11 protein-coding genes and 1 pseudogene are annotated in these 12,480 nt (G+C 56.2%); 8 read left to right on the top strand and 4 right to left on the bottom strand.

All coding sequences use genetic code 11. From position 1 onward, the window contains the following. Window positions 1-48: 48 nt before the first annotated feature. Window positions 49-1,223 (bottom strand): annotated as a pseudogene (locus tag J2X14_RS19440) (MFS transporter). Window positions 1,224-1,566: 343 nt separating this feature from the next. On the opposite strand from J2X14_RS19440, the gene J2X14_RS19435 reads away from it, so the two are divergent. The 6 genes from J2X14_RS19435 to hisP all read left to right on the top strand — a co-directional run bounded on the left by J2X14_RS19435 (window position 1,567) and on the right by hisP (window position 6,403). Continuing rightward, entirely contained in the window at window positions 1,567-2,472 is a 906-nt protein-coding gene (locus J2X14_RS19435) for a LysR family transcriptional regulator (protein ID WP_352412797.1), read from the top strand. A 58-nt stretch (window positions 2,473-2,530) separates the two neighbouring features. Then, window positions 2,531-3,100, top strand: coding sequence for a UbiX family flavin prenyltransferase (locus J2X14_RS19430; protein ID WP_352412796.1), 570 nt, complete (start codon window positions 2,531-2,533; stop codon window positions 3,098-3,100). Window positions 3,101-3,372: 272 nt separating this feature from the next. Further along, window positions 3,373-4,149 carry a lysine/arginine/ornithine ABC transporter substrate-binding protein gene (locus J2X14_RS19425; RefSeq protein ID WP_352412795.1) on the top strand — a complete coding sequence of 259 codons (777 nt, stop codon included), beginning with the start codon at window positions 3,373-3,375 and terminating at the stop codon, window positions 4,147-4,149. A 72-nt stretch (window positions 4,150-4,221) separates the two neighbouring features. Further along, window positions 4,222-4,908, top strand: a complete 687-nt coding sequence (locus tag J2X14_RS19420; protein ID WP_352412794.1) for a histidine ABC transporter permease HisQ — start codon at window positions 4,222-4,224, stop codon at window positions 4,906-4,908. Next, window positions 4,905-5,621, top strand: coding sequence for an ABC transporter permease (locus J2X14_RS19415; RefSeq protein ID WP_352412793.1), 717 nt, complete (start codon window positions 4,905-4,907; stop codon window positions 5,619-5,621). The genes J2X14_RS19420 and J2X14_RS19415 overlap by 4 nt, the downstream gene beginning before the upstream one ends. Window positions 5,622-5,629: 8 nt before the next feature. Continuing rightward, on the top strand, window positions 5,630-6,403 hold the full coding sequence (gene hisP / locus J2X14_RS19410; protein ID WP_352412792.1) for a histidine ABC transporter ATP-binding protein HisP: 774 nt from the start codon (window positions 5,630-5,632) through the stop codon (window positions 6,401-6,403). Window positions 6,404-6,440: 37 nt separating this feature from the next. On the opposite strand, the gene J2X14_RS19405 is transcribed toward hisP, so the two are convergent. Next, window positions 6,441-7,334: a TIGR01777 family oxidoreductase gene (locus tag J2X14_RS19405; RefSeq protein ID WP_352412791.1), complete on the bottom strand. Its 894-nt coding sequence runs from the start codon at window positions 7,332-7,334 to the stop codon at window positions 6,441-6,443. A gap of 213 nt (window positions 7,335-7,547) precedes the next feature. On the opposite strand from J2X14_RS19405, the gene yfcF reads away from it, so the two are divergent. Next, window positions 7,548-8,189 carry a glutathione transferase gene (gene yfcF, locus J2X14_RS19400; protein ID WP_352412790.1) on the top strand — a complete coding sequence of 214 codons (642 nt, stop codon included), beginning with the start codon at window positions 7,548-7,550 and terminating at the stop codon, window positions 8,187-8,189. A 117-nt stretch (window positions 8,190-8,306) separates the two neighbouring features. Then, window positions 8,307-8,861: an NUDIX hydrolase YfcD gene (gene yfcD / locus J2X14_RS19395; protein ID WP_352412789.1), complete on the top strand. Its 555-nt coding sequence runs from the start codon at window positions 8,307-8,309 to the stop codon at window positions 8,859-8,861. Window positions 8,862-8,913: 52 nt separating this feature from the next. On the opposite strand, the gene J2X14_RS19390 is transcribed toward yfcD, so the two are convergent. After that, window positions 8,914-9,945, bottom strand: coding sequence for a TIGR04086 family membrane protein (locus tag J2X14_RS19390; protein ID WP_352412788.1), 1,032 nt, complete (start codon window positions 9,943-9,945; stop codon window positions 8,914-8,916). A 371-nt stretch (window positions 9,946-10,316) separates the two neighbouring features. Then, window positions 10,317-12,455: a phosphate acetyltransferase gene (gene pta / locus J2X14_RS19385; protein WP_502890035.1), complete on the bottom strand. Its 2,139-nt coding sequence runs from the start codon at window positions 12,453-12,455 to the stop codon at window positions 10,317-10,319. Window positions 12,456-12,480 lie beyond the last annotated feature (25 nt).

The following is a 12,480-nucleotide window of genomic DNA, read 5'->3' as shown; positions in this document are numbered from 1 at the left end:
TAGCAAAGCGCTAATAAGGGGTTCACACCGCGGCAAACCCCATAAACATTAATTTCGTGCAGGGGCCGGTAACAGCAGCACAGGCGCCAGGCTGAACATAATTGCCGCTGAAGCGGTCAGCAGCACTCCTTCAACCGAAGTAAAGCGCAGCAGCAGGCTGCCTGCCAACGCGCCCAATCCAATGGCCGCGTTAAAAATAGCAACATAAATTGCCGATGCGGCCTGCGCAGCTTCACCCGCCAGACGTAACAACCATGTCTGAAAGCCGACAAAAATCACCGCAATCCCTGTGCCCCAGCCCAGCAGAAGTAGTCCAATCGCGGCCGGATGTCCTTGCACCGGCAGAATAGCCAACAGCGCAACCGCGGCGGCAGCTAACACTAATGCCGCAATCGCCAGGCCTTTCAGGTGGCGGTCAATAAACTTGCCTGCCACTACATTGCCGCCAACGCCCGCCAGTCCAAAAACCAACAGCAGGATGCTGACCAGCGACGCAGGCAGGCGTAAGGTCTCTGACAGCAAAGGTTCTATCCAGGTAAAGGCGGCAAAATGAGCGGTAATCACGCAGGCAGTAGCGAAATAAAGCTGTAAAAAAGCGCGCTGCGTTAAAAGAAGCCACAGCGCACGCAGCCCGAGCGGCGCAGCTGCTTTTAATTGCGGTACGCTCCAGGCAATCACACAGGCGGTTAACAGAGCAATTGCTGCAATGAGGGTAAAGGCGCTGCGCCATCCGGCGACATGCGCCAGAAAATTGGTTAACGGCACGCCCGCAACGCTGGCCGCCGATACGCCCCCAAAAATAATCGCGGTCGCCAGGCCGAGACGAGCAGGAGGCACCAGCTGGGCAGCAACGGTGCCGATTAGCGCCCAAAATGCGCCATGGGCCAGCGCACCGGTAATACGCGCAGCCAGCAGCAGGTTAAAAGAACCGGCCCAGGCAACGGCGAGGCAAGAGAGCGCCAATAACAGCATCAGGCCGGTCAGCAGCAGACGACGTGAAATGCGCTGCGGCAGTGCGCCGGAAAGCAGCGCCGCCACCGCCGCCACCCAGGCATAAGCCGTGACAACAATGCCGGTGCTGGCCTGAGGCTGGTTAAAATCCTGCGCCAGCGCCGAAAGCAGGCCGATCGGCGCCAGTTCGCTGGTTACGATAGTAAAAGCGCTAATGCCCAACGCCACCACCGCCAGCCAGCGCCGCCAGGTATAGGATGTCGGGGCTGCAAACGTTGCGGTTCTGCTCATATTTCTCTCCTTTATTTGTCGTTGCTCACGCATCAAGACCTTTCATACCTTCGTGGGTATAGCGCTCGCCCATCACCGGTAGTGCCGTTACCGCTTCCCGTAACGTTGCTAACTCATGCGACGTTAACTTTATTGTCATCGCGCGGCCCGTATAATTCACTCATTCCTATGCAGCCCAGCCCCAGCGCGGAAACCGGTAAATTTTTCGTCAGTTGTCGTTGTTGCATGTTTGCTCCTCCAGTTGGTTGCGAGAAGTATCAGCTTTTCTCTGATGGCTAAGTAGCGCTAAAATCGGCGTCCCGTTTTCCATTATTGAAAAATGACATGCACGCTGCTGTTCACTGGGATGACACCCGAATATTTCTTGCCGTTGCCCGCTGCGGCACCTTAAGTCGTGCTGCTGATGAGCTGCGTATGGGCATCGCGACCCTGTCACGTCGCCTGGATCGGCTGGAGTCCGCCCTTGGCGTACCGCTTTTTAGCCGCCATCAAACCGGCTATCGCCTGACTGATGAAGGTGAAGCATTGCTGGAACGGGCGGAAGCCATGGAGTATGCCGCGCTCGCGTTTGGCGAGGCGGCGCAGTTACAGGGCAAGGTCGCAGGGCTGGTACGTCTGGCCACGGCGGAGAATCTGGCGAATCCGCTGATTGTGCCGTCGCTGGGCGCGCTGTTTGCCCAGCACCCGGAGCTGCGCATAGAGGTGGTCAGCGGTTTGCAAACGGTGAACCTGCACCGGCGCGATGCCGATTTGGCGATCAGAATGGTGCGTCCCGAAGCGGGTAATCTCACCATCAAGCGGCTGGGCACGCTGGGTTTTGGCCTGTATGGCTCCGCCGCTTATCTGGCGTCCCGGCAGCCTGATAAGGAAAACGCCGCGTTTGAGCATGATGATTTCATTGGCTGGGCGGAAACCCATCACCATCTGCCAGCGGCAAAGTGGGTGTTGCGCACTTTACGCGGGCGTCCTTGTCGGCTGGAAACCAATACGCTGTCAGCGCAGCTCGCCGCCGTGGTGGCCGGAACGGGATTAGCGGTGCTGCCCCATTTTCTTGCGCAGCAGGCAGGGCTGCACTGCGTGCTGGCCGAGCTGGGCGTTGAGCAGCCCATCTGGCTGGTGATGCATGCCGATATGGCGCATTCGCGGCGAGTACGGGTGGTCGCGGATCATCTTATTGCGCTGTTTGCCACGCAGGCGGAAGCGCTGAAGGGTGTGGCAACAGCGGTTTGATTGTAATCTTGTGGGCGGGCGTCCAAACTACCCTCCCACCAATAAGTAAGGTATGTTCATGAAAAGAGTCATCGTCGGCATTTCCGGCGCCAGCGGCGTTATTTATGGCGTGCGGATGTTGCAGCTATTGAAGCCGTTGCCGGAGATTGAAACACACCTGGTGATGAGTAACGCCGCGCGTCAGACGCTGGCGCTGGAGACCGATTTTACCCTGCGTCAGGTGCAGGCGTTCGCTGATGTGGTACACGATGTACGTGATATCGCCGCCAGCATCTCTTCTGGCTCGTTTAGAACCGAAGGCATGGCGATTTTGCCCTGCTCAATGAAAACCTTATCGGGCATTGTTCACAGCTACAGCGACGGGCTGCTGACGCGCGCCGCCGATGTGGTGCTGAAAGAGCGCCGTCGTCTGGTGCTGTGCGTGCGGGAAACGCCACTGCATCTGGGGCATTTACGCTTAATGACCAGCGCCGCAGAGCTGGGCGCAATCATCATGCCGCCGGTGCCCGCCTTTTATCATCGCCCGCAGAGCCTGATGGATGTAGTCGATCAAACGCTGAACCGGGTGCTGGATCAGTTTGATATTACGCTGCCGGAAGATCTGTTCACGCGCTGGCAAGGTGCATAACGTCACATAAAATGTGCTGTTTTGGTGCATTAATTCGGCCTGGATCACTATTCGTGCAGGTCATGCACCAAAACGTAACAATGTCGCTTTTTCCTGTTTTCAAGCCTGCTATATTTCATTCACAAACGAAGCGCCTGTGCCGGTTTTTGCGGCGCTTACGGCCGAATATCGATCGTGCCGCAGCGCGCCAAACTGGCATGAAAAGTGCAATTCCCTGAATGCAAACCCGTCATATCTCACATAACGATAAGCCTTTCACTTGAGGATACCCCATGAAAAAGCGCGTTCTGGCTCTCTCTTTGTTGCTGGCTTTCGCAGGCACAGTTGGCGCTGCCGTACCGAAAACGCTGCGTATCGGTAACGATCCTACTTATCCACCGTTTGAGTCAAAAAACGCGCAGGGCCAGCTGGTGGGTTTTGATATCGATCTGGCGAATGAGATCTGTAAGCGTATTGACGCGCAGTGCACCTATGTGGAGAGCGATTTTGATGCGCTGATCCCATCGCTGAAGGCGAAAAAAATCGATTTTATTATCTCTTCGCTCTCGATCACCGAGAAGCGTCAGCAGGAGATCGCCTTCTCTGAGAAGCTTTACGCAGCGAACGCGCGTCTGGTCGCGCCGAAAGGCGCGAAGCTGGAGCCGACGCCGGAATCGTTAAGAGGCAAAAATATCGGCCTGCTACAGGGCACCACCCAGGAAACCTACGCTAATCAATACTGGCGTCCGAAGGGTGTCACCGTTACGCCTTACGCGAACCAGGATCTGGTCTATCAGGATTTGAACGCAGGCCGCATCGATGCGGCTTTTCAGGATGAGGTGCAGGCAAGCGAAGGCTTCCTGAAACAGCCGGTAGGGAAAGATTACGCTTTTGCCGGTCCGGCGGTGAAGGATGACAAAATCTTCGGCGTCGGCACCGGTATCGGGCTGCGCAAAGAAGATGGCGAACTGAAAGCCGCCATTGATAAAGCGTTTGCCGAAATCCGTAAAGATGGCACCTACGATAAGATCGCGAAAAAGTATTTTGATTTTAACGTTTACGGTGATTAATCGCCGACCGTTATGGCCGCTCGCTTACCGCGAGCGGCGCGTTGTCTCTTCTGTTACGCCAGGATTTCGTTGATGCTGTATGGCTATTCTGAAGTTATCTTGCGCGGCGCGCTGGTGACGCTGGAGCTGGCGCTCAGTTCGGTGCTGATCGCGGTGATGTTAGGGCTGGTGGGCGCGGGTGCGCGACTGTCGCGCTATCGTCCGCTGGCGCTGCTCTCTGAAGCGTACACCACGCTGATACGCGGCGTGCCGGACTTGGTGTTGATGCTGCTGATCTTCTACGGGTTGCAGATCGCGCTGAATGAGATCACCAGCGCGCTGGGCATGGCGCAGTTTGATATCGATCCGATGACGGCCGGGGTGCTGACGCTGGGCTTTATCTACGGCGCTTACTTTACTGAGACTTTTCGCGGCGCCTTTATGGCGGTGCCGAAAGGGCAGATCGAAGCGGCGACCGCCTTTGGCTTTACCGGCGCGCAGGTATTTCGCCGCATACTTTTTCCTTCCATGATGCGCTTTGCGCTGCCCGGCATCGGCAATAACTGGCAGGTGGTGCTAAAGGCCACGGCGCTGGTATCGCTGCTGGGGCTGGAGGATGTGGTAAAAGCGACCCAGCTGGCTGGTAAAAGTACCTGGCAGCCGTTCTGGTTCGCGCTGGTAGCGGGCATTATCTATCTGCTGTTTACCACCTTATCAAATGGCGTGCTGTGGTGGCTGGAGCGTCGCTATTCCGTGGGCGTGAAGAAGGCCGAGCTATGATCGAGATTTTACAGGAGTACTGGAAAGCGCTGCTCTGGAGCGATGGCTATCGCTTTACCGGCGTGGCGGTGACGCTGTGGCTGCTGATCCTTTCCGTGGTGATTGGCGGCTGTCTGGCGGTGCTGCTGGCTATTGCGCGCGTCTCGCCCAACAAAGCGGTGCGCGCGCCGGTGTGGCTGTTTACCTGGATTTTTCGCGGCACGCCGCTCTATGTGCAGCTGCTGATTATCTATTCCGGCATGTACACGCTGGAAGTCGTGAAAGGATCGGAGCTGCTCAGCGCCTTTTTCCGCAGCGGCCTGAACTGTACGCTGCTGGCTTTTACGCTGAACACCTGCGCCTATACCACCGAGATCTTTGCCGGTGCGATTCGCTCGGTATCCCACGGTGAAATCGAGGCGGCGCGCGCCTACGGTTTTTCAACCTTTAAGCTTTATCGCTGCATTATTTTGCCTGCGGCGCTGCGTATCGCGCTGCCCGCCTACAGTAATGAAGTGATTTTAATGCTGCACTCAACGGCGCTGGCCTTTACCGCCACCGTGCCCGACTTGCTGAAAATTGCGCGCGATATCAACGCCGCCACCTATCAGCCCTTTACCGCTTTTGGCATCGCGGCGGCGATCTATTTAGTGATTTCTTACGTGTTGATTAGCCTGTTCCGCAAGGCGGAAAAGCGCTGGCTGGCGCACCTTAAACCTTCATCGTCCCACTGAGTACGACTATGGCTGAAAATAAACTCAACGTTACCGAACTGCATAAACGCTATGGTGAACATGAGGTGTTAAAAGGCGTTTCGCTACAGGCCAACGCTGGCGATGTGATTACCATTATCGGCTCGTCCGGCTCCGGGAAAAGCACCTTTCTGCGCTGTATTAACTTCCTGGAAAAGCCGAGCGAAGGCACGATTATGGTCAATAACCAGCCCATTAATCTGGTGCGTGACAGCGACGGGCAGCTGAAGGTGGCGAATAAAGAGCAGCTGCGTCTGCTGCGCACGCGTCTTACCATGGTGTTTCAGCACTTTAATCTCTGGAGCCACATGACGGTGCTGGAGAATGTGATGGAAGCGCCGATTCAGGTGCTGGGGTTAAGCAAGGCGGAGGCGCGCGAGCGGGCGCTGCGCTATCTCAATAAAGTCGGCATTGATGAGCGCGCCCAGGCGAAGTATCCGGTTAACCTCTCCGGCGGCCAGCAGCAGCGCGTCTCCATTGCGCGCGCGCTGGCGATGGAGCCGGATGTGCTGCTGTTCGATGAGCCGACCTCCGCGCTCGATCCTGAGCTGGTGGGCGAAGTGCTGCGCATTATGCAGAAGCTGGCGGAAGAGGGCAAAACCATGGTGGTGGTCACCCATGAGATGGAGTTTGCCCGCCACGTCTCCAGCCACGTTATTTTTCTGCATCAGGGCAAAATTGAGGAGGAAGGGCCGCCAGGGACGCTGTTCAGTCAGCCGAAAAGCGCACGGTTACAGCAGTTTCTTTCCGGGGTGTTGAAATAGCCGTAGCCGCTACGGATAACAGTGCGTCTTTTACAGGCTATGTGCACACGTCCGCCAGCGCTTTATCCAGCTCATGCCAGCGGAAGCGGAAACCGGATGCCTGTAGCCGCTCCGGTAATACATGCTGCCCGCCCAGCACCAGCACCGAAGATTCGCCCATCAGCAATTTTATGGCGCTGGCGGGCGTGCGGATCAGCGCCGGGCGGTGCATTACCTTACCCAGCGTGGCGGCGAACTGCTCATTGCGTACCGCATAGGGCGCCACCATATTAAACGCGCCATGCAGCGGATGATCCAGCAGCCAGAGAATGCCGCTCAGCATATCGTCCAGGTGGATCCACGGCAGGTACTGGCGTCCATTGCCGAGCGGGCCGCCGAGACCCAACATAAAAGGCTTTTTCATCTGCGCCAGCGCGCCGCCTTCTTTGGCCAGCACCACGCCGGTGCGCAGCAGGCAAACGCGGGTCTGCTCGCTGGCGGCGGTCATCGCCAGCGCTTCCCAGCGCGCGCAGAGCTGATGGGTAAACTCATCGTGACCTTTATCCTCTTCGGTCAATACCAGCTCGCCGGTATTGCCGTAATAACCGGTGGCAGAGCCGGAAATCAGTACCGCAGGCGGCTCGCTGCTGGCGTTAATTAACGAGGCCAGCTGCTCAGTAATTTGCCAGCGGCTTTCGCAAAGCAGCTGTTTGTGCTGCGGTGTCCAGCGCTTGCTGGCGATCGGCTCACCGGCAAGGTTAATCACCGCATCGATACCGTTCAGATCGCGCTGTTGATTAAGCCCGGACCAGATGCTGACCTGCGGGCCAAGCAGTTCGCGCGCCGCTTCAACATTACGCGTGACCACGCTTACCCGATTGCCGCGCGCCAGCAGATGCGTCACCAGATGACGCCCAATCAGGCCAGTACCGCCCGTAATTAATATTTGCATGTGAAGCCTTATGCCGGTGTTATTGCTGTTTATTCAGCATAGAAGAGAACCATGGCAAGGGTGTTACTATCGCGCCGTAATAGCCATTGCCAACGCGGAAAATCTCCGGTAAACAAACGGAAGCGGCAACAAACCTGTGCCGTTATCCTGATAGTTGCCCGCTGCGGCAACGACCAATGGCACATAAAGCGTTAACGCGCAGGAGAGAACAGCATGCACTATCCCACCATTAAGCTGTGGTCAGACGCTAATTGCTACAGTCCCTGGGCGATGTCGGTTTATGTCGCCCTGCGGGAAAAAGGGCTGCCGTTTACGCTACAGCGGGTTGATTTGGCGCATCAGCAGCATTTAACCGAAGCGTATGCCGCCGTTTCACTGACCCGACGCGTACCCACGCTGGCGCTGGATAACGTTCAGCTCAGCGAATCCTCGGCGATTACGGAATATCTGGAGGAGTGCTTTCCTGCGCCGGAGTATGAGCGTCTCTATCCGCATGACCGGCAAAAACGCGCCCGGGCGCGCGAGCTACAGGCGTGGCTGCGCAGCGATTTTATCGCTATCCGACAGGAGCGGCCCACCGAAGCGCTGTTTGCCGGACAAAAATATTCACCGCTAAGCGAGGACGCGCGCCATAGCGCCGCTAAACTTATCGATGGCGCGCAACGCCTGCTGGGCGCAGGGCAACAAAATCTATTTGGCGAATGGTCTATTGCCGATACGGATTTGGCTATTATGCTTAATCGGCTGGCGCTGCACGGCGATGCGTTGCCGGAAAATCTGGCGCACTATGCCTGGTTTCAATGGCAACGCGCGTCCGTTCAGCTGTGGCTGGGTGAGTCGGTTAAAAAAGGCTAATCGCACGGCTTGCGTCTGGCAGGCGAAGCCTTTAAGTTATGGCGGTTTGCGTCAACGTAACGCAAAACCTGTGGGAAATATCATCGCGCAATGGCGCCAGAACGAAAAGGGTTACTGATGGTGGAGCAAGATCAGGATGCCGGCACTGAATGGGTCGATATCGTTAGCGAAGATAACGAAGTCATCGCTCAGTCCAGTCGCGCCCAGATGCGGGCGCAACATTTGCGTCATCGCGCAACCTATATAGTGGTGCATGACGGCATGGGTAATATTCTGGTGCAGCGCCGAACGGAAACAAAGGATTTTCTGCCGGGCATGCTGGATGCTTGCGCAGGCGGCGTGGTGCAAAGCGGGGAAGGGTATCTGGAATCCGCGCGCCGCGAAGCGGAAGAAGAGCTGGGGATCGCCGCGGTGCCTTTTGCCGAGCATGGCCAGTTCTATTTTGAAGATGAACACTGCCGCGTTTGGGGCGCGCTGTTTAGCTGCGTGTCGCACGGGCCATTCGCCATGCAGCCGGAGGAAGTTGATGAAGTTTTCTGGCTGACCCCGGAAGAGATCACTGCCCGCTGCGATGAATTTACCTCAGATTCACTGAAGGCGCTGTCGCTGTGGCTTAGTCGCAACGCCAGGAACGAACCGGTAAGACAAGAGAAACAGGTCAAGGCGGAATAACAGCCGTAAAAAAGGCGGGAGAAGCTCCCGCCTTTTTCATTTTACCGCTTATTTAATCACGTTTGATAGGGCGCTGATTGCTCAGTACCTGACGTGGCTGAGTACGACGGCCTACCATGCCCATTACGCCCGCCAGAATGGCTTCGATAATCAGCATAAAGAAGGCAAACCAGCTGGCTTTAGCGGTAGCGGCTGCGGCTTTATCTGCAGCTTCACGCGCTTTTTGTTCCGCCTGCTGTTTTAACTCATTATATTTTTGCCGCGCCTGTTGATAGCTTTTTTCTGTCTGAGCGACAATTTGTTCAGCTTCTGCGTCGGTTTTTCCGGTACGCGCTTTAATAATATTCTTCAGCGCATCACGGTCGGCTGCCTGCAGGGTATCCTGATTGCGGCTAATTAAACCTTTAACCCAGTTGGCAATATCCGTATCCGCATTTTGTGGATTATTCGCCGTGGTCTGCGCCTGATTCTGCGCGCTGTCGGCGGCATTCTGCGCATCATTTTGCAGATTTTCCGGCTGCAGCTCAGGTTTACCCGTCTGACGCAGCGTGGTTTCTAATTCATTCTGCAAATCATCAAGGTTAATTCCGCTTTCCTGTAATTTATCGCGCGCCATTTGCGTAGCCTGCGGCGCGACGGCGCTGATGCTGCTACCGATAGCGCTCAGGCCTGCGCCCATTACGTTCATGGCACCGCTCATGGCGTAATTCACTAACATCACCGCCAGCCAGAGGCTAAACAGCGTATTCACGCCGAACATCAACAGGCCATGCAGCATCCCTTCGCGCTGCGCCAGACGTCCGCTAACCCAGGCACCCACGGCAATCGAAACCAGCATGCTCAGGCCGGTCCAGATGGCTGCGCCGGTGCCAATACCGTCAAGCGGATTTTGCTCCTTCATCGGATCAATACTGGACAAACCGATCGCCGTTCCCAACAGCGATAAAATTAAATGAATTAATACCGCAGCGATAACGCCGGCAAAGATAGCGCTCCATGAAATGCGCTTCAGCGGTACACCATTCACCGGTTCCACCCAGGCAGTATCCTGCCGATTGCGGAGATGATCAGGATGTTCACTCATAATATTTACTCCCTATGTTTATCTTTTTAACCCGTTGCCACTGTATTAATTTTTCACCAGACGTGAAAAATAACGACACCTCAATTTCAGGTATTTTAAGGCTAGTTAGGGAATGCGGATTTGACCAAAGTAATTTCACAAAATGTGGATAAAATAAGCAAATTAGTTGTCGTTGCGCTTATTTATTTCCGGAAATGGATTTGATTTTCTCTATTTAAGTCGCTGCCGCTGCGCTTATTTATGGCGTAGTTGAAGGCGCGCTATAGCGCAAGGAAAAAAGATTTACCGTGAAGGGGAATTTGCAACGCCATCGTTTCTGGCGCGGAAAATAAAAAGGCGGCCCCCAGGCCGCCTTTAATTTGCGATTAAAATTAGTTTTGCTGCTCTTCCGCCTGCGCGGCCTGAATTGCAGTCAGGGCGATGGTATAGACGATATCGTCAACCAGCGCGCCACGAGACAGGTCGTTGACCGGCTTACGCATGCCTTGCAGCATCGGCCCGATAGAGATCAGATCGGCTGAACGCTGTACCGCTTTATAAGTGGTGTTACCGGTGTTCAGATCCGGGAAGATAAATACCGTAGCGCGACCGGCAACCTGAGAGTTTGGCGCTTTAGACTTCGCCACATCTTCCATAATTGCCGCGTCATACTGCAGCGGGCCGTCGATTACCAGATCCGGGCGTTTTTCCTGGGCGATACGCGTTGCTTCACGGACTTTTTCCACATCGCTGCCCGCGCCGGAGTTACCGGTAGAGTAGGAGATCATCGCCACGCGCGGCTCAATGCCGAAAGCCGCAGCGGAATCTGCCGACTGGATAGCGATTTCCGCCAGCTGCTCGGAGGTCGGATCCGGGTTGATGGCGCAGTCGCCATAAACCAGCACCTGCTCCGGCAGCAGCATAAAGAACACGGACGAAACCAGCGAACTGTTGGGCGCGGTTTTGATCAGCTGCAGCGGCGGACGGATGGTGTTGGCGGTGGTATGGACTGCGCCAGACACCAGGCCATCTACTTCGTCGCGCTCCAGCATCATGGTGCCCAGCACCACGTTATCTTCCAGCTGCTCCTGCGCCACCACCTCGGTCATGCCTTTGTTTTTACGCAGTTCAACCAGGCGAGCCACATATTCTGTGCGGGCCACTTCCGGGTCAACGATCTCAATGCCTTTGCCCAGCTCAACGCCTTGCGCTGCGGCAACGCGCTGAATTTCTTCCGGGTTACCTAACAGCACGCAGTTGGCGATGCCGCGCTCGGCGCAGATTGCCGCCGCCTTAACGGTACGCGGCTCATCGCCTTCCGGCAGCACAATGCGTTTGCCCGCTTTACGCGCCAGCTCGGTGAGCTGATAACGGAAGGCGGGCGGCGACAGGCGGCGGCTGCGCTCGGAGGTGGCGCTCAGCGATTCAATCCAGTCGCTGCTGATATGGCTGGCGACATATTCCTGCACTTTCTCGATACGCTGCGTATCGTCGCTGGGCACTTCCAGATTGAAGCTCTGCAGGCTAAGCGAGGTTTGCCAGGTATTGGTCTCCACCATAAACACCGGCAGGCCAGTCTGGAAGGCACGTGCGCAGAGTTTGGCAATCCGGTCATCAATTTCATAGCCGCCGGTCAGCAGAATCGCACCGATTTCAATGCCGTTCATCGCCGCCAGGCAGGCCGCAACCAGCACATCAGGACGATCAGCGGAGGTGACCAGCAGCGAGCCTGGACGGAAATGCTCCAGCATATGCGGCAGGCTGCGTGCGCAGAACGTGACGGATTTTACGCGGCGCGTCTGGATTTCACCTTCATTGATCACGCGCGCGTTCAGGTGATGACACATATCGATCGCTCGGGTAGCGATCAGATCGAAACTCCAGGGAATGCAGCCCAGTACCGGCAGCGGGCTGTTAGCAAACAGCTGGCTCGGATCGATATTCGCGACGCTGGCTTTGGTGGAGTCATCAAAGATCTCTGACAGATCCGGGCGGGTGCGGCCCTGTTCATCGACCGGTGCGTTCAGTTTGTTGATGATAACGCCGGTGATATTTTTATTTTTGCTGCCGCCAAAGCTGCTTTGCGTCACTTCGATACGCTCTTTCAGCTGCGCGGGTGAATCGTTGCCCAGCGCGGTAACAAAGATGATTTCCGCATTCAGGGTCTTGGCGATTTCGTAGTTAAGCGCGCTGGCGAACTGATGTTTACGCGTGGGCACCAGGCCTTCCACCAGCACCACTTCTGCGTCCTGGGTATTGGCGTGATAGCGGGCGATAATCTCTTCCATCAGCACGTCCTGCTGGTTGGAACCCAGCAGCGATTCTACGCGTGACATCTGCAGCGGCTCAGCGGCGGGAATGGAAGAGTTTTTACGAATAATGGTGGTGGTCTGGTCAGGCGTATTGCCACCGGCGCGCGGTTGCGCGATGGGCTTGAACACGCTGAGGCGAACCCCTTTGCGCTCCATCGCACGAATGACGCCCAGGCTGACGCTGGTCAACCCGACGCTGGTGCCGGTAGGGATAAGCATTATGGTACGTGACACAGTTAACCTC

This window comes from Mixta sp. BE291 (assembly GCF_031457955.1).
In the GTDB taxonomy this organism is placed as follows: Bacteria; Pseudomonadota; Gammaproteobacteria; order Enterobacterales; family Enterobacteriaceae; genus Mixta.
Note: the sequence above shows the minus strand (reverse complement) of the source record. Positions and strands in the feature narration are given on the sequence as shown.